Genomic DNA, 26214 nt, shown 5'->3' on the forward strand with positions numbered 1-26214 from the left:
AATGAGAAAGATTTTAGTGACTGGTTGTAACGGTCAGCTTGGTCGTGCAATACAGGAAGAGTACAAGGATGAAGTAGAGTTTATCCTTACAGATGTAGTAGAGGGAGAAAAGATTTCACCTCTCAACATTATGGATTTGAATGAGGTTCTTTCATTCGTTGAAGAGAAAAAGCCAGATGTAATCATCAATTGTGCTGCCGCTACAAATGTAGATGGTTGCGAGAAGGATTGGGATTTTGCATACAAGCTTAATGCACTTGGCCCTAGAAACCTTGCAATTGCCGCTACAAAGGTTGGAGCAAAGCTTGTGCATGTCAGTACAGATTATGTTTTCCCTGGCAATGCATCAAAGCCAATCACAGAGTTTGACCAGCCAGCGCCAATCAGTGCATACGGCAAGACAAAGTACGAAGGCGAGAAATTTGTTCAGCAGTTTGCCGAGAAATGGTTCATCGTTCGTACAGCATGGCTTTATGGCGATGGCAAGAATTTCGTCAAGACGATGCTTTCATTAGCAGAGACACATGATGAACTTTCAGTTGTTTGCGACCAGCTTGGTTCACCTACATCAGCTGCAGAGCTTGCTAGACTCATCCATCATCTTGAGCCTACAGAAAACTATGGAATCTTCCATGGCACATGCGAAGGCGATACCAACTGGGCAGATTTCACAGAAGAAATCTTCAAGCTTAAGGGCATCAATGCAAAGGTCAACCATGTCACTAGCGATGAATACAAGCGCATGAATCCTGCCAGTGCCGATAGACCGCACTACAGCATTTTGGATAACTACATGCTTCGCCTCACAAGCGACTACCGCATGGCCGACTGGCACGACGCACTCCGCGAATATTTGGCGTAAAGGCATATCGCAAAACGTTAATCGTTGTTCGAATGAACAATTATTATAAATAAAACTGATTAAGATTTTGAATAGGATTTTCATCATATATTATAAATAGGATGTAGCTATAAAGCTCTGGCCAAAGCTCAAGCGAGACGTGCTGTCGAGCGGAGTTTGGACAGGCTTGAGAGCGTAACATCCGAGAAAAAACTTAAATGAAAATCCGAGAAAGGATTAAAAATGAGAACATATTTAGTAACAGGTGGAGCAGGCTTCATCGGAAGTAACTACATTCATTACATGTTTAAGAAGTATGATAACGAGATTCGCATCATCAACGTAGATAAGCTTACATACGCGGGTAACCTTGAGAACCTCAAGGATGTTGAGAATCGCGATAACTACACATTCGTTAAGGCTGATATCTGCGATAAGGAAGCTATCCGCAAGATTTTTGCAGAGAACGATATTGATAGAGTTGTTCATTTTGCTGCAGAGTCACACGTAGACCGTTCAATCAAGAACCCAGAAGTTTTCGTACAGACAAATGTACTTGGTACAGCTGTAATGCTTAACTGTGCAAAGGAAGCTTGGGAGCTTGAGGATGGCACATTCAAGGAAGGTAAGAAGTTCCTTCACGTTTCTACTGACGAAGTTTATGGATCACTTCCAGATGATGATAACGCTTTCTTCTATGAGACAAGCCCATACGATCCACATTCACCATACTCAGCTTCAAAGGCTTCATCAGACATGCTTGTAAAGGCTTACATGGATACATATAAGTTCCCAGCAAACATTACAAACTGCTCTAATAACTATGGCCCTTACCAGTTCCCTGAGAAGCTTATCCCACTTATCATCAACAATGCACTTCAGGGCAAGGACCTTCCTGTATACGGTGATGGTAAGAACGTACGTGACTGGTTATTCGTAGAAGATCATGCTAAGGGAATCGATATGGTTCAGGAGCAGGGCAAGCTTTTCGAGACATACAACATCGGTGGACATAATGAAAAGCAGAACATCCAGATCATCCACATCATCCTTGATACACTTCAGGAGATGCTTCCAGAGGGCGACCCACGTAAGGAGCTCGTATCTGAGAACCTTATCAAGTACGTAACAGACCGTAAGGGACATGACCGTCGTTACGCAATCGCTCCAGATAAGATTAAGGAAGCAGTAGGCTGGTATCCAGAAACATGCTTCGAAGAAGGAATTAAGAAGACAATCAAGTGGTTCTTCGAGCACGAGGATTGGATGAAGAATGTAACATCTGGCGACTATCAGAAATACTACAACGATATGTACAAAGATAAATAAAAAGCCTTCCCCTTGAGGGGAAGGTGCCCCGTAGGGGCGGATGAGGTGTTAACTTGAAGAATTACGATTACTTAGTGGTAGGTTCCGGTCTTTTCGGCGCGGTATTTACCTACGAGGCTATGAAGCGCGGCAAATCAGTTCTTGTGATTGACAAGCGCAACCACATTGCTGGAAATATTTACACAAAGGAAGAAGATGGCATCAATGTACATGTATATGGTGCTCATATCTTCCACACAAGCGACAAGAAGATTTGGGAGTACATGAATCAGTTCGCTGAGTTCAATAACTACATCAATTCACCAGTTGCTGTTTATGGAGACGAGCTTTACAATCTTCCATTCAACATGAATACATTTTCGAAGATGTGGGGTATCAAGACTCCAGCAGAAGCTAAGGCAAAGATTGCCGAGCAGATTAAGGAACTCAACATTACTGAGCCTAAGAATCTTGAAGAGCAGGCACTTTCTCTTGTAGGAACTGATGTATATGAAAAGCTCATTAAGGGCTATACACAGAAGCAGTGGGGACGTCCTTGCGACGAGCTTCCAGCTTTCATTATAAAGAGATTACCACTTAGATTTACTTACGATAACAACTACTTCAACGATAGATTCCAGGGGATTCCAATTGGCGGATACACACAGATAGTTGAGAAGATGCTTGAGGGAGCAGATGTTGTACTTGAGCAGGATTACTTTAAGCTGGCTGAGTCAGGAAAGCTTGTTGATGGCAGTGAAGTTTCTTGGGATAAGCTTTTATTTACAGGTCAGATTGATGAATACTATGATAGCTGCTTCGGACCACTTGAATATCGTTCAGTTCGTTTTGAAACAGAAAAGCTTAACGAAGAAAACTATCAGGGCAATGCAGTTGTAAATTATACAGCAGCGGATGTGCCTTACACTCGAATCATTGAGCACAAACACTTTGAATTTGGCAAGCAGCCAACAACAATCATTTCAAAGGAATACTCATCAGAGTGGAAGCCGGGTGTTGAGCCTTATTACCCAGTAAATAACGACAAGAACAATGCAGTATATGAAAAATATGCAGAAAAGGCATCAAAAGAAGACAACGTAATCTTCGGAGGCCGCCTCGGCCAGTACAAATACTACGATATGGACAAGGTCGTAGCAGCCGCGTTGGCCTGCGTAGAGGTTGAATTGTAAAGTTAGCAATTGTAGGCGTAACAATTGCGTATTTAGGAGGAAAATATGAAGGGAATTATTTTAGCAGGTGGTTCTGGAACAAGATTGTATCCACTTACAAAGGCTATTAGTAAGCAGATTATGCCTATCTATGATAAACCAATGATTTATTATCCGCTTTCTACACTTATGCTTGCTGGTATCCGCGAGGTTTTGATTATCTCTACACCAAGAGATCTTCCAGTATTTGAGGAGCTTCTCGGTGATGGTAAGCAGCTTGGTATGGACATTCAGTATGCAGTTCAGGAAGCTCCTAACGGACTTGCTGAGGCATTTATTATAGGTGCAGATTTCATCGGAAACGATGCAGTAGCACTTGTACTTGGCGACAATATTTTCTATGGTCAGTCATTCTCGAAAGTACTTCTTTCAGCAGCTAACCGTACAGAAAATGAGCCAGGTGCAACAATCTTTGGTTACTATGTTCGTGACCCAAGAGAGTATGGCGTAGTTGAGTTTGATGAAAACGGCGTGGCTATTTCAATCGAAGAGAAGCCAGAAAAGCCAAAGAGTAATTACGCTGTTCCAGGTCTTTACTTCTATGACAATTCTGTTGTAGAAATTGCAAAGACAATCAAGCCATCAGCTCGTGGTGAGCTTGAAATCACAGCAGTAAATAACGAGTACTTAAACCGTGGAAATCTTCACGTTGAGACACTTGGCCGTGGATTCGCATGGCTTGATACAGGAAACCACGACATGCTTCTTGCAGCTGCAGAATTCGTAAGCACATTCCAAAAGCGCCAGGGTATGTACGTATCTTGCATCGAGGAAATCGCATACAAGCGTGGCTTCATAGACAAGGAGCAGCTTCTTAAGCTCGCTGAGCCTCTCATGAAAACAGACTACGGCAAATATCTCGTAGACGTAGCAAACGGCTTATAAAAGGCTTCCCCTAGAAAGGGGAAGCTGTCACCGAAGGTGACTGATGAGGTGTAAAAAAATAAGGAAGTAAAATTACAATGGCAATAACAGTTGAAAAAAATGTAGGCGGTATCGAGGGCCTATGTGTTATCACTCCAAAGGTTTTTGGTGATGACAGAGGATATTTTGTAGAGACATATAATGAGAATGATATGAAGGCAGAAGGCCTTGATTATGTGTTTGTGCAGGATAATCAGTCTGCTTCAAAGAAGGGCGTACTTCGTGGTCTTCATTTTCAGAAGCAGTACTCACAGGATAAGCTTGTAAGAGTTATCTCTGGTGAGGTTTATGACGTAGCAGTGGATTTGAGAGAAGTTTCTAAGACTTTTGGTCAGCACTATGGAATTCTTCTTTCAGCAGAGAATAAAAAGCAGTTTATGATTCCTAAGGGATTCGCTCATGGATTCTTAGTTGTTAGTGATTTTGCAGAGTTCTGCTATAAGGTTACTGATTTCTATCATCCAAATGATGAGGGCGGACTTATGTATAACGACCCTGATATCGGGGTTCAGTGGCCTATTCCAGAGGGAATGACAGAGGCAGATCTGATTTTATCTGATAAGGATAAGGTTAACGGCTCTTTCAAGGATTATTGTAAGGAGCACAATATTTAAGTATTGTATGGGAGAAATGATATGAGTGGAGTATGGGAAGGTGTAAAGTTATTTCTTGGCGCACACAGGACTGTAAGTCTTGCTGTAGCTGGAGCTGTAGGCGCAACTGCAGTTGGTGTGGGTGGCTATAGCATCTACAATGTAGCAAACGCAAAGCCTGAGGAAGTTCAGGTTGTGGAAGAGCAAGTTGCAGAGGCGGCACCTGTCGAGAAAGAAGATGTTTACATACCAGAAATCAAAAATGTAGTGATTACAAGTGAATCACTTGAGAAGGATTTGACAATCTACATTTCAGATGAAGAAGAAAATCCGATTGAGGGTGTACCTTTTCAGGTTAAGCTTTTAACTCCAGAAAATGCAGAGCAAATTCAATCATATGTTGATGCAATCAAAGATATAGATGGCCAGTTGGCAGAATATGCTACAGAAGGTCAGTCTATCAGTGATCTTCTTCAGGAGCGTAATATCGATGTTACAGTTACTGACGAAGAAGGCAATGTTGTGGAGACACAGCAGGGGGACATCAGCTCAGATCCTCTTTATCTTTTGTATTTGGATAAAGAGACAGCTATTCAGTCTTATAACCTGGCCCTTAATGATGTTGAGGGAAAGGTTTATACAGATGATGATGAAGATGGTGTCATCACTGAGAAAGAAATGGAACCTGGCGATTATGTACTTTGTCTTGTGAATGATGTTGATGCAGAGGTAAACTATGAGCCAACTACATACACTATCGCTGCAAACGTAAAAGATAAAGTGGAGTTCAAGGTTCAGAAGGAAATCACTAAGCAGATTAAGAAGGATGTTGCCTCAGAGGATGGACAGAAGAAAGAGGCAGTTCCTGTTGAGAATAAGCTTACAGATACAGTTGAGTATATTGATTCTCGTAAAGATGAGACGGGTGGCGGTACATTTAAGGAGACTACAGATGTTGTAGCACCAAAGGCTTCAGCCACAGCTAATGCTGCAGGCGGTAAAGCTACAGTAAAAGAAGGTGGTATTACAAAGACTACACATGATGTTATCAAAACAGCTAAGGGCTATGTAAAGGCTAAAGGACCTGTTGCTGTAGCAAATAACATGTATGCAACTAATTTCTTAGCTAGCAAGGTTCGTAAGGTAGCTACTGTAACAGATACTTCTAATGGCTCAACAGATGGCAATACAGCTACTGACGAGAACAAAGATAAAGATAAAGAAAACACTGAAGGTACGACCGAGGGTGGCTCAAGTGAATCAGGTGAGACTAAGCCAGAAACAAAGCCGGAGACTCAGCCTGAAACTCAACCAGAGACAAAACCAGAGACTCAGCCTGAGACCAAGCCAGAAACAAAGCCAGAGACTCAGCCTGAGACAAAACCTGAAACAAAGCCTGAAACAAAGCCTGAGACTAAGCCGGAGGAGAAGCCAGCACCTGCTCCAGAGCCAGCTAAAAAAGAATTCAAGGCTACAATTAATTATGTAGATGAAGCTAATAAATCTATAAAGAATGCTTTCGTGCAGACTAAAAAAGAAGGCGAGTCATATTCTTACGCTGCTGATGCAATTACTGGATACACATATGTTTCAGCAAGTGGTGATGCTTTAAGCGGCACAGTCACAAAGGATATAAATATCACCTTCAAGTACAAGAAGAATGCTACTGAGACAAAGACAACTGAAACAGCAACACTTGATATGTCATATTCAGGTGGTACATTTACAATTTCTGCTTCATCAAATGTAAGTGGTGTAAAGGTAAATGGCACTGATGTTTCAATGAGCGGTGGCAAGGGCACTTATAAAGTTACAAAAGACGGTGATTATAAGCTTACTGGTACAGCAAAATTCTCTGATGGCGTGACAGATAACACATTGAGTGTTACTTACACAGTATCAGGATTTGGTACAGCTTCTACAGAAAAGCTTAAGGATTCAAAGGGCAATCAGCTTTATCTTGATCCAGAAGGTAAGACAGAAGCTACAGCTGCCAACTACGAAAAGGGTAAAAAATACTATTACAAGGATGCTACATACAATTACTTTGGATGGCAGACAATAGATGGTAATACATATTTCTTCGATAAAAACGGAAACAAGGTTACAGGAACACAGGTAATTCAAGGTGTTCAGTACGACTTTGGTGCTGACGGAGTTCTTGTAGTTAAGGGCAATGGTATCGATGTATCTAAGTACCAGGGTTCAATCGATTGGAAGGCTGCTAAATCAGCTGTCAACTTTGCAATTATCCGTTGTGGTTATCGTGGTATGTACGATGGACAATTACACGAGGATCCATACTTCTATAAAAATATGTCTGGTGCCAAGGGAGCAGGTGTAAACGTTGGTGTTTACATTTACTCAACAGCATTGAATGAAGCCGAGGCAGTGCAGGAAGCTTCTATGGCTGTAGCAATGGCACAGAAGGCAGGAGGATGTTCATATCCAATTTATCTAGATATGGAGGATACAGTTAGAGGTCAGAGCAAACTTTCAGTAGACCAGAGAATGGCTATCGTAAATGCGTTTGTATCTACAGTACAGTCATCAGGCTATAAGGCAGGTTTATACTGCAGTAAGAACTGGATGACAGCAAGAATGAATGCTGGAGCAATTCCAGGCTCATGTAGTGTATGGATTGCTCAGTACAATACTTCATGTACATATTCAGGAAGAAAGAATATGTGGCAGTATTCTAGCAAGGGTTCTATACCAGGAATTAAAGGTCATGTAGATATGAATAGGGCCTTCTAACAGGAGTAATATGACAAACAACGTATCAAACATAGAAACTAAAAAGAGATTATTCCGCTTTGTAAGTAGCGTGGTTTTAGTAGCAGTACTAGCCACGCTCTTTGGCGTTATGTGGTACATGCGTTTTCAGATGCTGATGATGCAGCGTTTCTTGAGCGTAGGTAACTATTTGATGATAGGCTTGTACGTGGTACTTACAGTGCTGATGATTAATACGTTTAAGGGATTTGGCATTGGAAGTGGACGTATATCAATACTTACAATGTCTCAGGCCATAGCCATGGGGCTTGTAAATGTGTTAGAGTTTATCATCTTGCTTTTAATGACCCGTATTAGGGCATTGATGTGGATGACACTTGCTTATGTAATTGTGCTCACACTAGCGCAAGCTGTGGCAGTGCTTGTTGTCACATACGTTAGCACAAAGATATATAGAGCGGTATTCCCACCATTTACAATTTTGAATATTTACGGTGAATACGAAAATGATTTGGTTCTCAAGATGAACAGAAGAGCTGATAAGTATCGTATCACAGGTGAAATGAGTTGCAGAGAGCCTCTTGAGAAGATTACAAGAGAGCTTGAAAATTACGATGCCGTGTTAATCAATGATGTTCCATCGGAGATTAGAAATGACATTGTTAAGGCCTGTTTTGCAACAGATAAGCGTGTATATTTTACACCGAAGATTTCGGATATTTTGATTAAAGGCTCAGAGGAAGTTAATCTTTTTGATACTCCTCTTTACCTTTGCAAAAATGTAGGAATGGATGGCATATCAGCTGCTATCAAGAGATTAGGTGATATTCTGATTTCAGGTGTTGGAATCATTCTTTCATCACCAATCATGCTGGTGACAGCTATACTTATCCACAAATATGACGGTGGCCCGGTATTTTATAAACAGGTGCGCTGCACAATCGGTGGAAAAGAATACAAGATTATGAAGTTCCGTTCCATGATTACTGATGCTGAAAAGGATGGAAAGGCTCGCCTTGCCAGCGAAAATGATGACAGAATCACTCCAATTGGACATTTTATTAGAGCCACTAGAATTGATGAGCTTCCTCAGTTCTTTAATATTCTAAAAGGCGAAATGTCTGTTGTTGGGCCTCGTCCTGAGCGTCCAGAAATCATTCAGGAATACATCAAGGATGTACCAGAGTTTGCATTCCGTACACACGTTAAAGCTGGCCTTACAGGCTACGCACAAGTCTACGGTAAATACAACACCACATCCTATGACAAACTCAAGCTAGACATGATTTACTGCGAAAAATGCAGTGTACTATTAGACATACAGCTCATTCTTATGACATTGCGCGTCATCTTCACAAAAGACGCAACTGAAGGTGTCGCCGAAGGCGCCACAAACGCCAACGTACATAAGTAAAGGAGCGAGAAAGACTACGAGATGAAGAAAGCTCTAATGCATGCGCATACTGCGTATATGTTGACACAATTTAATATAGATAATATTAAGATTTTGCAGGATTTAGGTTATACGGTGGATGCGGCATGCTGCTGGCAAGATGATGACAGCGCCCTGAGTCCAGAGGCTATGAAGGGCCGTAGAAAGATTCTTGATGACCTGGGGTGTAGAGTAATCGAGACTGCAAGCTTGCGTAAGATTTTTAATATAGGCGAGCTAAGCAAAGCCTATAAGCAGCTTAAGTCTGAGGTGGAGAGCAATAAGTATGAAATTGTTCATACACAGTCCCCTATAGGCGGAGTCATTTGTAGGTTGGCCTGTAGGAAAGCCAGAAAGCTGTATGGCACAAAAGTGATATATGCAGCCCATGGTTTTCATTTCTTCAAAGGTGCTCCACTTAAGAACTGGTTAGTGTTCTACAATGTGGAAAAGTGGTGCAGCAAATTCACCGACTTGTTGATAACTATCAACAAGGAAGATTATAAAAGAGCTAAAAAGTTCAAAGCGAAAAAGGCTGTATATGTACCAGGCGCTGGTGTTGACACCCATAAGTTTGTGGCAAGCGAAGGTGGAAGAGAACGAGTTCGACAAGAGCTTGGAATATCAGACGATACCACAGTGCTTCTTTCTGTTGGGGAATTGATACCACGAAAGAATCACATGGAAGTACTTGAGGCACTTCAGCAAATGAAGCAGTCGGAAGATATCAGCAAAATCAAATATCTGATTGCCGGCCGAGGTAAGATTCAAGCAGAGCTGGAGAGCAAAATCAAGGAACTTGGCCTTACAGATAATGTAAAGATGTTGGGATTTAGGTCTGATGTGGCAGATGTATTTGCTGCTAGCGATATTTACGTATTTCCATCTCACCAGGAAGGCCTTCCTGTGGCACTGATGGAAGCGATGAGCGTTGGCCTTCCAGTAGTTTGTAGTGAAATCCGAGGCAACACAGACTTAATCGAAGATGGCGTAGGTGGTTATCTCTTCGACTCAAAGGATTCGGGCACATTGGTATCAGCTATTAACCACATGCTGTGCACATCCAAAGAAGCTCGCGCAGCTATGGGAGCCCACAACATCGAAACCATGAAATCATTCGATAAAGACCACGTAAATAGCGTAATGAGAGAATTGTATACGAAAGTGTAATTTTGCGGACAAAGCAAGGTTATTGTCAGCGAGTAACTATAAATTTTAGATGAGCATCATGTAAATAACAAGCTATTATGCTTATGAGCGAGGCGTTCTAAGCCGAGTGAATAAACATAATGCTTGTGATTGTAACATGATGCGGATTTAGGAGATTTGTATGACAATATTGCATATTTCTAAGTCGAGTACATACAGTGGTATGGAAAATGTTGCTATCAACATTATTAAGGCTATGCCTGAAAAGATTCATAGCGTTTATCTCACAGCCACTGGCTCAATCGAGACAAAGCTGTTAGAGCAGGATGTTGAGTACATTGGCGTGGAAAAGGTAGATGAGGCTGCAATAAAAAGAGCCATTGAGGAGGTTCAACCTGACATCATCCATGCCTATGAATATGATTGCAGCCTTATGTGTACGAAAGTCACTGATACAATTCCAATTATCAGCCATTTGTATTCTTTCCCAAAATGGGTTCAAAAGATTGGCCCTAAGTCAGTTATCTATGGTGGCGCTTGCAAAAACTTTGCCAAAATCATCATCCCTGTAAAGAAGGTCGAAGAAAAGGCTTGGTTTAGAGATAAGATGGAAGGCAAGACAGTAGTGCTTGGCACTCCATTTAATGCTGTGCGCATTTTCGAAAAAGGATATTTGCCAGGCAAAGAAATGTCAAAAGAAAAGCTTGAAGGCTATAAGTCTGATTTGCTTTTTGTGGGATATCTGACTGACAATAAAAATCCTTATGAATTTGTTCGTATTGTCAACGAGGTGAAAAAGACCCATCCAGATATAAAAGCTGTCATGGTAGGCGGTGGTGATTTGGGAAGCGAATGCCTTGAGCTTATCGGCAAGCTAGGACTTGGCGATAATATCAAAATGGCTGGCCTGCAGCATAATCCTTATATCTACATGAATTATACAAAGATACTAGTTGCTCCTTCAAAATTTGAGGGCTTTGGTATGGCTGTGGCAGAGGCTATGGCCTTTGGTAAGCCAGTACTTGCCAGCAAAGTGGGCGGTCTAGTTCTAAATGTAAACGATGATTGTGGCAAAATCTGTGGAACAGATAAAAAGCCTATTGATAGAGAAGCTTTTGTGAGAAACATAAATGAGCTTCTTGAAAATGAAGAAATCTACAGAATGAAATCTGAAGGCGCACGAAAGCGTGCTAAGGATATAAATAATTTCGATGAATATATGGAAGAAGTATTGAAGATCTATGAAGATGCTTACGATGCCTCTACCAAAAATTAAATAGAATTTGAGGAACTTGATGAATAAGGTTAATAATATTATACAAAACATTTATAGAATTGCTGTTTCTTCAGTTAGTATAATAGCGCTTAGTGTTATTTTATTTATTTGTACTATATCAACATGCTATAAAACAGTAGATAGTAATGAGATTACTTTCTTTTGTGAAGATAGTATATTAAAAAATATCTTTGTAATACTTTTGTTTTTATTAATGCTTTTTATAGCAAAGAAGTTTTCGTTTTTCAATAAGATTGAAAAATATATAGAGAATGATAATAATTTTGACAAAATAAAAAAAACACTGCTGTTAGTGATATTTGCAATGAGCTGTGCATGGGTGTTGTTCTCGCAGTATATACCCGGTTCAGATCAGTTGGACATAATAAACTGTGCACATAAGCTTTCTATCAAAGAATATGACATGCTAGAACCTGGAGGATATTTGAATAAATGTACCAATCAAATTGGACTTACTTTGATTGAGTATTATCTTGCAAAGGTGATTGGCAATTACAATATAGTTGTTCTTCAATTGCTCAATGCAGCAGGATTAACACTTTTGTATAAGAAAATAATCGATGTTCTTGAAACATGCAAGGCAAGTAGATTAGTCCAGGTTTTTACTTTGATTACATGCGGATTATTTTTACCGATGACTATGTATACTTCATTTGTATATGGCACTATATGGCATGTTGCGTTAGCATTGGTAGCCTTCAATAGAGTACAGAAGTATATTGAGAGATATAAATGGCAAGATATATTAATAGCTTCTTTAAATATATCTCTAGCAATGATGATAAAGAGTAATGCATTGATTTTCTTGATTGCAATTGTTATTTTTGTCTTGGTAAAACTGTTTTCAGATAAAGAGTATTATTGGAAAAAAATGATTATTGCTGCTTGTATGATTCTATTTGTTATAGGTACAGCTAAACTTCCTGTATGGATTATAGAACAGCAAACAGGTTATAAACTGAATCAAGGTGAAAGTAGCTATGCATACATGGCTATGGGATTGCAGGAAAGTAAGTTTGCTCCAGGATGGTGGAATGGTTACAATAATCAATCCTATGAAGCGAGTGGCTATAATACTGATAAACATACAAAGATAGCCAAAAAAGAGATTGAAGAAAGACTAACAGAATTTAAAGATAATAAAGGACATGCTGTAAATTTCTTTTCAAAAAAGATTGCTTCAATGTGGTCTGAACCAACATTTGAAGGATTTTGGATAAATCAAATAAGATATCATAGGGCGCTACTTCCTCAATGGTTTGAAAGTCTTATGAGTATGGATGGGTATTTGTCCTGGGCTTCAATTCTAGATCGTGTTCAAGTTTTAATATATTTTGGAGCTATTCTCTGGCTTTTGCTTGCTCCAAAAGGAGATTTTATTGATAATTCATTTTTCTTTTTAACATTTTGTGGTGGTTTTCTGTTTCACCTAATTTGGGAAGCGAAAACACAGTATTCAGTGACATATGTAGCCTTATTATTACCATGTGCAGTGATGGGATATGAATTATTCTTAAATGCAACTTGTTCAATGCTCGTAGAAAAGAAAACAAATAAGCTGAATATTAATTATTTGAACTTAATGATTTGTGTGTTTGCGATAATGGCATTTGCATTTATATATAAGAAGTATGCATATGGCTGTTTGGTTGAAAATACAGAATCATATATTGGTTATACTGAGACAACTGGTGGGTTTAATACAGATGAGAGTGTACTAGAAATTAATCATATGAAAAACAACTTAAAAGATAATGAAGGATTAATAAAATATCTTGAAGAAAAATTAGATGAAAATAATATATCATACTAAAGTTTAAGATTAGAAAATAATATGTTTACTAAAATAATTGAAAAGATAAAAAATGCTGACTTCATCCTAGTTACATTATCCACAGTTGCATGTTCAGCAATGTCATTCGTATTTAGCGTATATAATAAGTCGATAGTGGCGACAAAACCCCTTGGAATATACAGTACATGCCTGCTTGCTATGACTTATATGAACTATGCACAGTTTGGTGTATTAAATGCTTACAATAGGGACTATCCTCAAGCACTTGGCAGGCGAGATATGGCTGAGGCCAACAAGCTCAAAAATACAGCAATGACATTTATGGTTATCGTATATACGATAATATTTGTTCTCTTTGAAGCTTGGGTAGCCATACATTATAGAGGTGCAATAGGTAGTGATACTGAGGGTACCTACTACGCATTTGGATATATGCTTTGCCCAATAATGATCTTTCTTAAGAGCTTTGATGATATGTCAAATGCAACAGTTAAGATGAACGGGCACTATAATAAATCAGCGATTATAGGTTTCGTAAGAACAGTTATTGCACTTATTATTGGTGTAATTGCAATAAATGTGTCAGGATATTACGGTTTGTATGCAATGACAATTGCATCAGCTTTATTGGGAATCATAATGTTTAGAAGCGAAGCTTTCGCTGGAGCAAAGCTTACATTTGACATTCCGTATATGAAGCTTATGATAATCGGGGGATTACCTCTTCTTATCAATAGCTTAATCTGGACAATAGTCCAGTCAGTGGATAAGTTTGTAATACTTGGATTTTTGTCTACAGAAGCACTTGGTGTGTATTCCGTACCACTTATGGGATTTACCACAATGGTGCTTGTGCCACAGACGATATCACAAGTGTTCTATATAAAGGTTAGCCATTTGTATGGAGCTAATCATGATGAAAATGAGCTGTTAAATAAAGCTGCATATTTTACAAGAATCACCGCACTTATTTCAGGCGCTGCTTGCCTATTTGTATTCTATGTAATGCCTGTATTTGTGCATTTCTTTATGCCAATGTACACAGATGGAACAAAGGCAACACAGATACTTGTAATTGGAGTTGCAATATATTCCACAACGATGCTTTATGGCAACATTTTCTCAGTGCTCAAGCTTAATAAATCGTTGATAGCAAATTCAATTGCTTTGTGCATTTTCAATGCAATCTTCTCAAGTAGCCTTGTGTTATTTGTGGAGAGAAGCATTAATATGGTGGCTATCGGTACAGGTCTTTCATATGCCCTGTACTCACTTTTACTAGTAATCAAGCTATCAAAGCGTTTTAAGTTTTCATTGTGGAAACTACTTATTAATAGCTGGGGGCCTGCAGTATCAATACTGGTACCAGGACTTGCAGTATATTCGGTGATTTTTTGATTGATTGACAATGGTAAGAAACTTCTTTAAGATACATACGGATTATAATAATTGATTAGGAGAAACAAGTGTACACAATATGTTTTATGGCTAGGCGTCCCTTTGAGGATTTTTCGCCAGCTGTATACAAAAAATTAAAAGAAGCTCATGATGATGTAAAGGCAGTTTTCATTACCTGTGATAAGCAGGAATCGGCCTATATATGGGCTAAATTCAACGAAGAAGAAAAAAAGGATATCGCTGTTTGTGAAATCTCAGAATTCATGAATACCCATTGGGATGAGTTCACAGTGGAAAAGATGGCTGAATTCGAAAAGAAATACGATGCACAGCCGATGTGGAAATACATCTACACAGACAGATATTTAATATATAGAGATTATGATTACTGCGTGCATACAGCTGCAGGTCTTTTTGCGTTTTGGGAGTATGTGTTTAACACATATCATGTAGATTTCTTCTATGATGAAGTTATCGCAACACTTCTCACATACGCAGCATATTTGGTTGGAAAGAAGACAAACACAGGTTACTATTCATTAATGTTCATGAGAGCCTGTGGCATGGATTTGACACATCATTACATCTTAAATGATCCATTTGAAAAGATGTATGATATGGAGGCTGACTATCAGAATATTCCTGTTACTGAGGAGCAGCGTGCAGCAGCGGATGCATTCCTTACAAAGTTTGAGGAGCAGCATTCAAAGCCTGCATTCATGAAGTTCTCTGGCAAGAAGCCAAAGTGGAAGGCATTGTTCTTTATATTGCCATTTTTCTATTTGAGACAGAGGTTTTTCAATCCGCTCACAAGGGATAAGGGCTCTTACATTTATTACAAAGCGTATGAGCATACAATGGACCAGTTGGTGTTCTACCTTAGATATTCAAAGGGTAAGAAGTATTTCAAAAAAGCTGATTACAGCAAGAAGTTTGTATACTTTCCACTTCACATGCAGCCGGAGGCTACCACAATTGTATGTGCACAGAAGTATGAAAAACAGCTGTATTTCATTGATAATTTGGCTAAATCGTTGCCTGCAGATACATTATTATATGTAAAAGAACATTATTCGTTCTTAGGCATTCGTGAAAATAGCTTTTATGAGCAGTTGCAATTATATCCAAATGTAGTCTTAATCGACCCATGGGAGGATTCAATCAAGCTCATTGAAAAGAGCGAGTGTGTTGCAACTTTGACTGGCACAGCAGGGCAGGAAGCAATGATGCTTCGCCATCCAGTATTCATGAGTGGCGACATTATATACAAGGGCGCTCCAGGCGTTATGTACCTGGAGGAAGTATTCGGAAATTACGAAAAGATGATGGCTGAATACAAGCGTCCAACAAGAGATGAAATCGTACAGTACATGGCCGTATACATGAGCCATGCTCGCAAAGGAAATACCTACGTACTAAGCAAGGAGCGTCTATCAGACGAGAACCTAGCAGACGTAGCGGAATCAATGTATTCGTATTTTAAGGAGATGAAACATGAGTAAAGTATTAGTTACAGGTTCAGATGGATTTATTGGTTCTCACTTAGTTGAGGAATTAGTTAAAAAGGGTTATGAAGTAAGAGCATTTGTTTATTACAATTCATTTAATAATTGGGGATGGCTCGACACTCTTCCAAAGGATATCATGAATCACGTAGAGGTATTCGCAGGTGATGTCCGCGATCCTAATGGCGTTAGAGAGTCTATGAAGGGCGTAGATGCAGTGTTCCATTTAGCAGCACTTATCGCAATTCCATTCTCTTATCATAGCCCAGATGCTTACGTAGACACAAATATCAAGGGTACACTTAATGTCCTTCAGGCAGCTAGAGACCTTGGCACACGTGTCCTTGTTACATCTACATCAGAGGTATATGGTACAGCTCAGTATGTGCCAATCGATGAGAAACACCCGTACCAGGGCCAGTCACCATATTCAGCTACAAAGATTGGTGCAGATAGATTGGCTGAGTCATTCTATCGTTCATTTGATTTGCCTGTTACAATCGTGCGTCCATTTAACACATTTGGACCACGTCAGTCAGCTCGTGCGGTTATTCCTACAATTATCACACAGCTTCTTGCAGGCAAGGAAGAAATCAAGCTTGGTTCACTTACACCAACACGTGATTTCAACTATGTAAAAGATACAGCACATGGCTTCATCGCTATGTACGAAAGTGATAAGACTATCGGTCAGGAAATAAATATCGCAACACAGAAGGAAATCTCAATCGGACAGCTTGCAGAAGAGCTTATCCGCCAGATTAATCCTAATGCTCGTATTATTTGCGATGAGGATCGTCTCCGCCCAGAGAAGTCTGAGGTTAATCGTCTTCTTGGTTCTAACGAGAAGATTCTTCAGCTTACAGATTGGAAACCTCAGTATACATTTGAGCAGGGCTTAGCCGAGACAATCGAATTCTTACGTCATAATTTAGATAAGTATAAGGTAGACATTTACAATATTTAAATTAAGAGGTGTTTAAAATGTCAGATGAATTTATTGCACTTTCAGTGCCAAACTTAAAGGGAAATGAATTAAAGTATGTTACTAATGCTGTTGAGACAGAGTGGGTTTCTACTGCAGGTCCATACGTATCAGATTTTGAGAAGAAAGTTGCAGAGTATGTGCATGTACCTGCGGCTGTTAGTACTCAGAATGGTACATCAGCACTTCATATTAGCTTGATGCTTTGTGGTGTAAAGAGAGAGGATGCAGTTATTGTTCCAACTCTTACATTTATCGCGGCAGTTAATCCTACAAAATATATTGGTGCAGAACCAGTATTTATGGATTGTGATGATAGCTTATGCATCGACCCAGTCAAGCTCAAGAAGTTCTGTGAAGAAGAGTGTGATTTCACAGATGGCAAGCTTATTGATAGAGCTACAGGTCGTCATGTAAAGGCAATGGTAGTAGTTCATGTATTTGGTAACATGGCCGATATGGAAGCTATCATGCCTATAGCTGAGCAGTATAATATCAAGGTTGTTGAAGATGCTACAGAAGCTCTTGGGACATATTATACTGAAGGCAAGTATGCTGGCAAGTATGCTGGAACAATCGGAAATATTGGCTGCTATTCATTCAATGGCAACAAGATTATCACAACAGGTGGCGGCGGAATGATTGTTTCAAATGATGAAGCAATCTTAGCTCATGCTAAGCACCTTACAACTCAGGCAAAAGCAGATCAGGCTAATTTCATTCATGATGAAATTGGTTATAACTATAGACTTACAAATCTTCAGGCAGCACTTGGTCTTGCGCAGATGGAGCAGCTAGAAGATTTCATTAAGACAAAAGAGAAGAACTATCATCTCTACAAAGATGCTATTGATAAGATGCCAGGACTTCACGTTCAGGATTTCAGAGAGGGCATTCGCAGCAACTACTGGTTCTATTCAGTTGTATTTGAGAACGATGAAGAGGGTCGTGATAAGCTTATCGAAGCACTTAAGGAAGCTCATATTCAGTCACGTCCTATTTGGGGCTTGATTTCAGATCAGGTGCCATACGAAGGTGCACGCACTTATGAATTAGAAAAGGCACCATGGTATTGGAAACGTGTTGTAAATGTACCATGTTCAACAAACCTCGACGAAGCAGGTGTAAAGCGTGTTCTTGACGTGGTTAAAACATTTGGTAATTAAAATAACTATAGAAATTAGATGAACAAATCTTAGTTAACAATATATTTGTTCTCTGAAAGGAACATCTAGTGACTGGAAGAGAATCTAATTATTGTTAACGTAAAGATTTGTTGGTGAAATTCAGTTAACAATCTAATTGTGCTCTGTAGGGAACATCTAGTGACCGAAAGAGCATCTATTGATTGTTAACGTAGAATTTTATGGAGTAGATATATGGATAATGTGTTAATTAGAGAAGATGACAGCATTTTACAGGCGATGCGTACATTTGATGCTAGTGGCAGACGCACAGTGTTTATTGTTGATGATAGCAACAAGCTTTTGGCAGCTCTTTCAGAGGGCGATGTGCGTCGTTTTATTTTGTCTGGTGGCGATTTAAATGAGTCTGTAAAAAAGATTGCAAATTATAAACCTCGTAGCATTACTGAAGATGAAAAGGCTGATGCTAGAGATTTCTTACGTCGTCATAATATCGAAGGCTTGCCTATTGTTGATGAAAATGGTGTTGTTATCGATACAGTTTTTTGGAGTGAGAATCACTACAAGAAGCATTCAACATTAAGCACACCTGTTGTCATGATGGCAGGTGGTAAAGGCACAAGACTTTATCCATACACAAGAATTTTGCCAAAGCCACTTATTCCAGTAGGTGAAAAGCCAATCGCTGAGCTTATTATGGATAGCTTTGCTGACTATGGAATAGACAGAATGATTATGATAGTAAATCATAAGAAAAATATGATTAAGTCATATTTTGGCGAGGCGGAAAGACCATATAATATCGAATATATTGATGAGGATGAACCACTTGGAACAGGTGGAGGTCTTGCACTTCTTCGAGGCAAGATTAATGAGACATTTATCCTTACAAACTGCGATATCCTCATTGAAGAAGATTATTCAAAGATATATGAGCACCATAAAAAAGAAGGCAACTTAGTTACAATGGTTTGCTCTTTAAGAAATTTCCAGGTGGCTTACGGAGTCGTTGAATTTGGTGAGCACGGAAATATCACAGATATGAAGGAGAAGCCAGAGTTTAGCTTCTTTACAAATACAGGTATTTATGTAGTTGAGCCAGAGGTAATCGATTACATTAAGGATGGAGAATTCATTGGATTCCCAGATATCATCAATAGAATCAAAAACGATGGTAAAAAAGCAGGTGTTTATCCTATAAACGAAAACACTTGGATGGATATGGGACAGCTTGATGAACTAAGCAAGATGGAAAGTAGACTTAGAGGAAAATAGAGTGGAAAAAGAAAAGATATTTAAAATCGGAGCCATTTTAGGTGCAGTTATCACGATTGCATACAGTTTGTTTTTTTATTTCAAGAACTGTTTTAATAAAGCTGCTGGTCTAAGAATCAACCTATACTATGCAGTGATCTTCATTGTAATGATTGCAATGGTTCTATTTGTACTAAGATTGCTCTTAAAAAACAAAGAATGGAATTATCCTAGACTATTTGTAATTCTGTCCTTAGGATGGACAATTGGTATGCAGCTTGTAATGCCACCTATTTCTGGTGTTGATGAGACTACTCATTTCTACAGTGCATATCACTGTTCAAACATTATGATGGGAATGAAGGATCATAACCTTGGCCTTGATAGATTCCACGGAACTGTTTGGGAAGATGATACATTCTTCTACATGAGAGCGGAAGACTATTACATGCTCCCTTATTTAGATGTTACATTCCCATATCAGTATGCAGTACTTGCAAATGGTAATTGGGTTAAGCATGCAGATGATATGCAGGACAATGTTGAATGTCATATCGCCCCAACAAAAGCATCTAGATATTTAGTGTCTGGATTCGGTATTACAATAGCACGACTTCTTCACTTTGGATTTGCAGGTGTAATATTCTTGGGACGTTTCATGAATTCACTGTCATTAATAATTGCAGGCTGGATTGCACTGAAGCTTCTTCCTGTAGGAAAGCATCAGTTCTTTACATTTGCGCTGTTCCCAGCAGTGTTGCATCTGTGTAGTTCATACTCATACGACAACATGAGTATTTTATTCTCACTTGCACTTTTAACACTATGCTTGTACTACGGACAGCCTCATGTAAAGCTTCATGCATGGGATTTAATTATCCTTGGAATCTGCGTTGTATTCCTGATTCCTAACAAGACAGTTTATGCGCTTTTCGCTATTTGGATTTTAGCTATTCCTGTAAAGAAATGGTGGACAGATGTCATCCTCAGTAAGAAGTGGTATGAATATGTGACACTTGGATTTATTGTAGCAGGTGCTGCCGTTGTTATAGATAAGATTGTTATCACGTATTTCTATAGAGTTGTTAAGCTAGTATTCTGGACTTACAATGCTGATGTTTCTGAGGTTGATCCATCACGACAGGTACTTAGCTGGGAATATTTCCTTGATCATAAATGGGAGACCATTAAGTTTGCCTTAGAAGGAATCAAAGTAGATTTTTGGTACAACATTCAGCATGTAGTTGGAAGTGAATTAGGACATGTAATGCTCAACGCAAAAGTTCCAACAGCATGCATATTAGCATTACTCGCCATCTTGATTATTGGTATAGTTTGCATTAAAGGTAAGCGCTTAACAAAGTGGCAATATATCTTTATCGGCCTTGGATTATTCGTGTGTATCGTTGCAATATTTATCGGCTGTATGACACGATTCACACCTACAGATAGCCAGCGTATTCAGATTTCATACAGATATTTGATTCCATTATACATGGCTCTATCAATTATCCTTGGAACTAATGCTAAAGAGAATAAGCTTGCACTTACACTTATTTATGTACAGAATCTTGTGCTAGCATTTTCACTTTGTGGCACATTATATTTCTTATTACATTTGCGAGATGGAATGCCAGCTCCATTCTAAACGCTGGAACTATTACTAAAAAATAGAAGAGAATATATATGAAAAAGCATATTATCATTATTTGCCAGCATTTTTATCCTGAAAATTTCAGGATAAATGATATGGCATTTGAATGGGTAAAAAGAGGATACCAGGTTACGGCTGTAACTGGTTTTCCTAATTATCCAGAGGGAAAAGTATATAAGGGTTATGGATTTTTCAAAAGAAGACATGAAGTTATTAATGGAGTAGATGTGTATCGTATACCGCTTATTCCAAGCGGTAATAACAGATTCCAGCTAGTGCTGAACTACTTCAGTTTTCCATTCTTTGGATTCTTTTGGAACCTATTTACAAAGATAAAGGCTGATGAGGTTTACATGTTTGAGACCTCACCAATGAATCAATGCAAGGTAGGTGTAGCCTATGCCAAAAAGCACCATATACCTTGCTTTTTGTATGTACAGGATTTGTGGCCTGAAAATGTAGAGATGATTACAGGAATTCATTCACCAATAGTTATTAAGCCTATTGAGAGAATGGTTAGAAAAATATATAAAGGCTGTACTCATATTTGGGGAACCAGTCCAAGCTTCGTTGATTCAATTCGTAAATACGTAGACGAGGATGAAAAGGATAAAGTAAGTTTTTGGCCTCAGTACGCAGAAGAGTTCTATCAGCCACAGGAAAAGCAGGAGCACAAAGGCTTTAATGTTATCTTTACAGGAAACATTGGTCAGGCTCAGGGCCTTGAGATTCTTCCAAAGGCGGCAGCAATCATTAGAGCAGAGGGAATAAAGGATATTCGATTTACAATCGTAGGCGATGGTCGTGCTAGAGAAAGCTTCAAAGAAAGCATTACTGCAGCAGGCGTTTGGGATTTATTTGAGTTTGCAGGAAGAGTAAAGCCAACCGAGGTTCCAGGACTTTTGGCAAAAGGTGATGTGGCATTTATTTCATTTGCAGATGATGAGCTGTTTGCTAAGACTATCCCAGCTAAGCTCCAGTCATATATGGCATGTGCTATGCCTATAGTTGCATCTGCAAAAGGCGAGACAGCCAGAGTTATCAGTGAGGCAGATTGTGGTATGTGCTCTGATATCGGAGATGCCAAAGCACTTGCTATGAACATCATCGCTATGCGAAATCTTCCTAAGGATAGGTTGAATCAGATGGGAGAAAACGCTCTTGCATATAACAGTGAGCACTTCTCTAAAAAGAAACTTATGGATTATATGGACACATATTTACGATGAAAACAGTATTTACAACAGTAATATACAAACAAGCTGAAAGCTTTATACCGGAATACATCAAATCTGTGGATAACCAGACCGACAAAGACTTCGACCTGTTGATAATTAATGATAATTTTAACAGTGAAGAGTTAAAAGATGTGGAACACCAGATTAATTCATTAACAACAGGTTTAAAGATTCATGTAGTAGATTTGTTTGACCAGCATTTATCCATATCTGGTACTCGTATTCAAATGATGGCATCAGCCAAGAAAATGGGCTACGACCTAATGGTTATGGGGGATGTGGATGATACATTTGCCCCAAGCAGAGTAGAAGAGGTTAAGAAAGCCTATGAATTAGACAAATCTGCAGTATTCTTTTATAATAAATTAGTTACGGATGGTGGAAAAGAAGTGTTCAGCACACTTCCAACAAAGGCTGAAAGTATCAAGCAGATTTCCCAAGGGAATTTTGTTGGAATGTCTACATCCGCAATCAACTTAAACCATGTGACAGAGGATTTTATTGATTCCTTAAAAGAGGGAGATTGCCCTGTGTTTGACTGGTACCTTTTTTCAAGACTTCTTTTAGATGTGGGTTATGGCAACTTGGTGCCAAATACATCTACTATTTATCGTATTTATGATAATAACGAGGTAGGTGTCACAAGAGACATCAAAAAAGAGCTAGAGGTAAAAAAGGTTCATTATACAAATCTCGCCAAGAGATATAATTATTTCAGAGATTTACTTTCTAAGTTAGAAGATATAGATATAAATGCCATTTCAGCAAGAGCTGATCATCAGGGATATTGGTGGAGTGACATTCAGATGGAGGACAATTATGAGATTTAATTATGCCGATTTAGTTGCAGGAAATCAGAGACCATATGTTATTGCAGAGCTTGGCGCTAATCATAATGGTGATATGGATTTAGCTAGAACACTCATTAAGACTGCGAAAGAATGTGGAGCAGACGCTGTAAAGCTTCAGTCATGGACTGCAGATGATTTATTTTCAAAGAAGAAATACGAGGACAATTACTTCCTTGCAGACGATTATCGCAATCGTACAGATTATTCTCTTAGAACAATCATGGAAAAATATGCAGTATCTCGTGAGGAGCACTTCGAATTAAAGAAGTACTGTGATGAGCTAGATATAGATTTTGTTTCTACACCATTCAGTAACGAAGGTGTTGATTTACTTGTAGATGATCTACATGTTCCATTTATCAAGGTTGCATCCCTTGATGTAGAAAACATTCCTTTCCTTGAGTACATCGGAAGCAAGGGAGTGCCAGTAGTTATTTCTACAGGACTTACAGGAATGGAAGATGTATGTGCTGCAATTGCTGCTCTTGAAAGAGGCGGATGTAAGGAAATTGCAATTCTTCACTGCGTTTCACTTTATCCACCAAAGGATGAAAATGTTAACCTCAACAACATGGATATGTACAAGAAAGTATTCGATTATCCAGTTGGTTATTCAGATCATACACTTGGAACAATCGCTCCAATTATGAGTATTGCCAAGGGCGCTTGCATCATTGAAAAGCACTTCACTATGGATAAGAACATGGAAGGCTGGGACCACAAGGTTAGTGCCAACCCAGAAGAGCTTAAGGTTATCTGCGATGCTGCTAGAGAAGGTTACGCTATGCTTGGTAGTTACCGCAAGGTAGTTGTAGAGGACGAGAATCGTCGCGAAGAGTTCAAGCGTTCAATCGTTGCTAAGTACGACATGCCAGCAGGTCACGTACTTACACTGGAGGATCTTGCATACAAACGCCCAGGCACAGGAATCTCCCCAAAGCATTACGAAATGGTTATCGGACGCGCGCTCAAGCACGACGTAAAATACGACGACATCTTCCAGTGGGAGGATCTCGTATGATTGCATTTATTCCAGCAAGGGGCGGTAGTAAGGGTGTCCCAGGAAAGAATATAAAGGATTTATGTGGCAAGCCTCTGATTGTGCATACTATTGAGGCAGCCCTTAAAGCAGATAAGATTGATAGAGTCATTGTTACTACAGATGATGAGGATATTGCAAGAGTGGCCCGAGAAGCGGGCGCAGAGGTTCCATTTATGCGTCCTGATTATTTGGCTAGCGATACAGCATCAGCTATAGATGTTTATATTCATGCAGCAGAGTTTGTTATGAATGAAACAGGCAAGCCTGTAGATAAGTTTATGGTGCTTCTTCCAACAGCTCCACTTCGTGATGAGAAAAACATCAACGAAGCTATTGAGCAGTTTGAAAAGGATGGCGCCACAACACTTATTTCATTTACAGAGGCTGAATGTCCTGTAGGCTGGTATCACATGATGGATGAGCAGGGCAGAATAAAGAATGCAGGCTTTGGTCAGTCTGGTTCTAATGTGGCTAATCGCCAGACAAATGCAACTTACTATGTTCCTAATGGTGCAATCTATATTTTGGATTATAAGCTTCTTAAGGAACAGCGCACATATTACTGTGACGAGACTTATGCATACATCATGAGCAGACAGGATTCAATTGATATAGATTATCCAATAGATTTTGAAATCGCAGAATTTATGATGAAGAAAAAATTAGGGATTAACTAATGACATTAATTAGAGCATTGGCCTTTTTATTGCACTTTACTATAGTGCCAATAGCAGTGGGCAGACTAATTACATATAGAACAAAAAGTAAATGGATTGAGAGCTACTTGATAGGATTCTTTGGTAACTTAGCAATCTTTTACGTTTTGTATTCGATACTTGAATGGCGGCAAAACTGGAAAACAATTGTGGATCCAGTTACTGGCGCCTTCACTGCGCTTACAAGCATTTATTCAGGAATTATTCTTATTGCTCTAGTTGTATGGTCTATTCTCAGAAGGGATAAGATTAAAAAATTACCTGCTAGAATAAAGTTTAAGATATATGGTACTAAGCAAAAAATCACTGATGATAAGTTTTCAATCATCTATATCTTGATTGTAATTGCGTTATTACTAGTTCAGTTATATATGGCTTATGCCTATGAAATTAACGAATGGTCCTATGATGATTATGATTATGTTGTTACTAGCAACGATGCAATCTCAAGTGACACAGTTTCTTACGTTAATTTTATTGATGGTTCCATGCCAAATGTTTCAGCTAAAAGAGCTGTAGCATCTTGGGGAACATACGTGGCAATGGTAGCCAAGACATCTGGCTTTGAAGTGACTACTGTTTATCATACTATTTTGCCGGTGTTCTTGTTGTTGATTGCTTACTTGAACTTTTACTACATTGCTAGATTTCTGTTTTCAAAAACAGATGACAGAATGATTTTTCTTATTCTGTTATCAATGGGATATATTTTCGGATTGTATTCTCATTACTCAGGAACATTTAGATTGCTTGGCGCTATCTGGCAAGGCAAGGCAGTGCTTTCCATTATTGCAGTTCCTTTCTTTACAGTTTATTTATTTGAGCAGTACAAACGAGAATACGATAAAGCTAATTTATTACCGATTGTAGCAGTATCCCTTGGCGCATGTTCAATTACATCACAGTCATTATTGTTTGTGGTGCCAATCGCTATTTTCGTATGGGCCTTGATGTGCGTATACCACAAGAAAATATGTGGAATCAAGTATTTACTTGCAAGTTTGATTGGACCTATATATCTAGGAATCTTTTATGCATTGATTTGTATGCTTCAGTATGATATGCAGATGCATGAGTTTAAGTTTTTTAGATTCAGAGTAGAATAAAGGTGTTTGTGGT

21 protein-coding genes are annotated in these 26214 nt (G+C 39.0%); all 21 read left to right on the forward strand.

Annotated elements, in window-relative coordinates:
* Window position 1: 1 nt before the first annotated feature.
* The 21 genes from rfbD (at window position 2) to T498_RS0101320 (ending at window position 26201) form a co-directional block, all read left to right on the forward strand.
* Window positions 2-862, forward strand: coding sequence for a dTDP-4-dehydrorhamnose reductase (gene rfbD, locus T498_RS0101220; protein WP_028234341.1), 861 nt, complete (start codon window positions 2-4; stop codon window positions 860-862).
* Window positions 863-1084: 222 nt separating this feature from the next.
* Window positions 1085-2170 carry a dTDP-glucose 4,6-dehydratase gene (gene rfbB / locus T498_RS0101225; RefSeq protein WP_028234342.1) on the forward strand — a complete coding sequence of 362 codons (1086 nt, stop codon included), beginning with the start codon at window positions 1085-1087 and terminating at the stop codon, window positions 2168-2170.
* 53 nt (window positions 2171-2223) lie between these two features.
* Entirely contained in the window at window positions 2224-3342 is a 1119-nt protein-coding gene (gene glf / locus T498_RS0101230; protein ID WP_028234343.1) for a UDP-galactopyranose mutase, read from the forward strand.
* A 45-nt stretch (window positions 3343-3387) separates the two neighbouring features.
* On the forward strand, window positions 3388-4266 hold the full coding sequence (rfbA, locus tag T498_RS0101235) for a glucose-1-phosphate thymidylyltransferase RfbA (protein WP_028234344.1): 879 nt from the start codon (window positions 3388-3390) through the stop codon (window positions 4264-4266).
* 77 nt (window positions 4267-4343) lie between these two features.
* Window positions 4344-4919, forward strand: coding sequence for a dTDP-4-dehydrorhamnose 3,5-epimerase (gene rfbC / locus T498_RS0101240; protein WP_028234345.1), 576 nt, complete (start codon window positions 4344-4346; stop codon window positions 4917-4919).
* Between the two features lie 21 nt (window positions 4920-4940).
* The gene (locus T498_RS0101245; protein WP_028234346.1) at window positions 4941-7655 is read left to right on the forward strand and encodes a GH25 family lysozyme; all 2715 of its coding nucleotides are present in this window, start codon (window positions 4941-4943) and stop codon (window positions 7653-7655) included.
* 10 nt (window positions 7656-7665) lie between these two features.
* Window positions 7666-9048, forward strand: coding sequence for an exopolysaccharide biosynthesis polyprenyl glycosylphosphotransferase (locus T498_RS14515; RefSeq protein ID WP_036977594.1), 1383 nt, complete (start codon window positions 7666-7668; stop codon window positions 9046-9048).
* Window positions 9049-9069: 21 nt separating this feature from the next.
* Window positions 9070-10236, forward strand: coding sequence for a glycosyltransferase family 4 protein (locus T498_RS0101255; protein WP_028234347.1), 1167 nt, complete (start codon window positions 9070-9072; stop codon window positions 10234-10236).
* A gap of 160 nt (window positions 10237-10396) precedes the next feature.
* Window positions 10397-11491, forward strand: coding sequence for a glycosyltransferase (locus T498_RS0101260; RefSeq protein ID WP_028234348.1), 1095 nt, complete (start codon window positions 10397-10399; stop codon window positions 11489-11491).
* Window positions 11492-11510: 19 nt separating this feature from the next.
* Window positions 11511-13325: a hypothetical protein gene (locus tag T498_RS0101265; protein WP_028234349.1), complete on the forward strand. Its 1815-nt coding sequence runs from the start codon at window positions 11511-11513 to the stop codon at window positions 13323-13325.
* A gap of 21 nt (window positions 13326-13346) precedes the next feature.
* Window positions 13347-14705 (forward strand): lipopolysaccharide biosynthesis protein, encoded by a 1359-nt coding sequence (locus T498_RS0101270; RefSeq protein WP_028234350.1) that lies wholly within the window; start codon window positions 13347-13349, stop codon window positions 14703-14705.
* A gap of 68 nt (window positions 14706-14773) precedes the next feature.
* Window positions 14774-16207 carry a capsular polysaccharide export protein, LipB/KpsS family gene (locus T498_RS0101275; RefSeq protein WP_155950998.1) on the forward strand — a complete coding sequence of 478 codons (1434 nt, stop codon included), beginning with the start codon at window positions 14774-14776 and terminating at the stop codon, window positions 16205-16207.
* Window positions 16200-17177: an NAD-dependent 4,6-dehydratase LegB gene (locus tag T498_RS0101280; RefSeq protein WP_028234352.1), complete on the forward strand. Its 978-nt coding sequence runs from the start codon at window positions 16200-16202 to the stop codon at window positions 17175-17177. Before T498_RS0101275 ends, T498_RS0101280 begins: the two co-directional genes overlap by 8 nt.
* Before the next feature lie 17 nt (window positions 17178-17194).
* A complete protein-coding gene (locus T498_RS0101285) occupies window positions 17195-18361 on the forward strand; it encodes a LegC family aminotransferase (protein ID WP_028234353.1) in 1167 nt (388 codons plus the stop codon).
* Between the two features lie 213 nt (window positions 18362-18574).
* The gene (locus tag T498_RS0101290; protein ID WP_028234354.1) at window positions 18575-19615 is read left to right on the forward strand and encodes a sugar phosphate nucleotidyltransferase; all 1041 of its coding nucleotides are present in this window, start codon (window positions 18575-18577) and stop codon (window positions 19613-19615) included.
* 1 nt (window position 19616) lies between these two features.
* A complete protein-coding gene (locus T498_RS0101295; RefSeq protein ID WP_028234355.1) occupies window positions 19617-21242 on the forward strand; it encodes a DUF2142 domain-containing protein in 1626 nt (541 codons plus the stop codon).
* Window positions 21243-21280: 38 nt separating this feature from the next.
* Window positions 21281-22477 (forward strand): glycosyltransferase family 4 protein, encoded by a 1197-nt coding sequence (locus T498_RS0101300; protein WP_028234356.1) that lies wholly within the window; start codon window positions 21281-21283, stop codon window positions 22475-22477.
* Complete coding sequence (locus T498_RS0101305; protein ID WP_028234357.1) at window positions 22474-23316, forward strand: glycosyltransferase family A protein; 843 nt, start codon at window positions 22474-22476, stop codon at window positions 23314-23316. Before T498_RS0101300 ends, T498_RS0101305 begins: the two co-directional genes overlap by 4 nt.
* Window positions 23306-24358, forward strand: a complete 1053-nt coding sequence (locus T498_RS0101310) for an N-acetylneuraminate synthase family protein (RefSeq protein WP_028234358.1) — start codon at window positions 23306-23308, stop codon at window positions 24356-24358. The genes T498_RS0101305 and T498_RS0101310 overlap by 11 nt, the downstream gene beginning before the upstream one ends.
* On the forward strand, window positions 24355-25056 hold the full coding sequence (locus T498_RS0101315; protein WP_028234359.1) for an acylneuraminate cytidylyltransferase family protein: 702 nt from the start codon (window positions 24355-24357) through the stop codon (window positions 25054-25056). The genes T498_RS0101310 and T498_RS0101315 overlap by 4 nt, the downstream gene beginning before the upstream one ends.
* Window positions 25056-26201, forward strand: coding sequence for a DUF6077 domain-containing protein (locus T498_RS0101320; RefSeq protein ID WP_028234360.1), 1146 nt, complete (start codon window positions 25056-25058; stop codon window positions 26199-26201). Before T498_RS0101315 ends, T498_RS0101320 begins: the two co-directional genes overlap by 1 nt.
* Window positions 26202-26214: the final 13 nt, after the last annotated feature.

This window comes from Pseudobutyrivibrio sp. MD2005, assembly GCF_000621865.1.
Classification (GTDB): Bacteria; Bacillota; Clostridia; order Lachnospirales; family Lachnospiraceae; genus Pseudobutyrivibrio.

Bases quoted from the DNA above. Each gene is read 5' to 3' on its own strand.
- rfbD (WP_028234341.1), top strand. From the start codon at position 2: ATGAGAAAGATTTTAGTGACTGGTTGTAACGGTCAGCTTGGTCGTGCA.
- rfbB (WP_028234342.1), top strand. From the start codon at position 1,085: ATGAGAACATATTTAGTAACAGGTGGAGCAGGCTTCATCGGAAGTAAC.
- rfbA (WP_028234344.1), top strand. From the start codon at position 3,388: ATGAAGGGAATTATTTTAGCAGGTGGTTCTGGAACAAGATTGTATCCA.
- rfbC (WP_028234345.1), top strand. From the start codon at position 4,344: ATGGCAATAACAGTTGAAAAAAATGTAGGCGGTATCGAGGGCCTATGT.
- T498_RS0101245 (WP_028234346.1), top strand. From the start codon at position 4,941: ATGAGTGGAGTATGGGAAGGTGTAAAGTTATTTCTTGGCGCACACAGG.
- T498_RS14515 (WP_036977594.1), top strand. From the start codon at position 7,666: ATGACAAACAACGTATCAAACATAGAAACTAAAAAGAGATTATTCCGC.
- T498_RS0101255 (WP_028234347.1), top strand. From the start codon at position 9,070: ATGAAGAAAGCTCTAATGCATGCGCATACTGCGTATATGTTGACACAA.
- T498_RS0101260 (WP_028234348.1), top strand. From the start codon at position 10,397: ATGACAATATTGCATATTTCTAAGTCGAGTACATACAGTGGTATGGAA.
- T498_RS0101265 (WP_028234349.1), top strand. From the start codon at position 11,511: ATGAATAAGGTTAATAATATTATACAAAACATTTATAGAATTGCTGTT.
- T498_RS0101270 (WP_028234350.1), top strand. From the start codon at position 13,347: ATGTTTACTAAAATAATTGAAAAGATAAAAAATGCTGACTTCATCCTA.
- T498_RS0101280 (WP_028234352.1), top strand. From the start codon at position 16,200: ATGAGTAAAGTATTAGTTACAGGTTCAGATGGATTTATTGGTTCTCAC.
- T498_RS0101285 (WP_028234353.1), top strand. From the start codon at position 17,195: ATGTCAGATGAATTTATTGCACTTTCAGTGCCAAACTTAAAGGGAAAT.
- T498_RS0101290 (WP_028234354.1), top strand. From the start codon at position 18,575: ATGGATAATGTGTTAATTAGAGAAGATGACAGCATTTTACAGGCGATG.
- T498_RS0101300 (WP_028234356.1), top strand. From the start codon at position 21,281: ATGAAAAAGCATATTATCATTATTTGCCAGCATTTTTATCCTGAAAAT.
- T498_RS0101305 (WP_028234357.1), top strand. From the start codon at position 22,474: ATGAAAACAGTATTTACAACAGTAATATACAAACAAGCTGAAAGCTTT.
- T498_RS0101310 (WP_028234358.1), top strand. From the start codon at position 23,306: ATGAGATTTAATTATGCCGATTTAGTTGCAGGAAATCAGAGACCATAT.
- T498_RS0101315 (WP_028234359.1), top strand. From the start codon at position 24,355: ATGATTGCATTTATTCCAGCAAGGGGCGGTAGTAAGGGTGTCCCAGGA.
- T498_RS0101320 (WP_028234360.1), top strand. From the start codon at position 25,056: ATGACATTAATTAGAGCATTGGCCTTTTTATTGCACTTTACTATAGTG.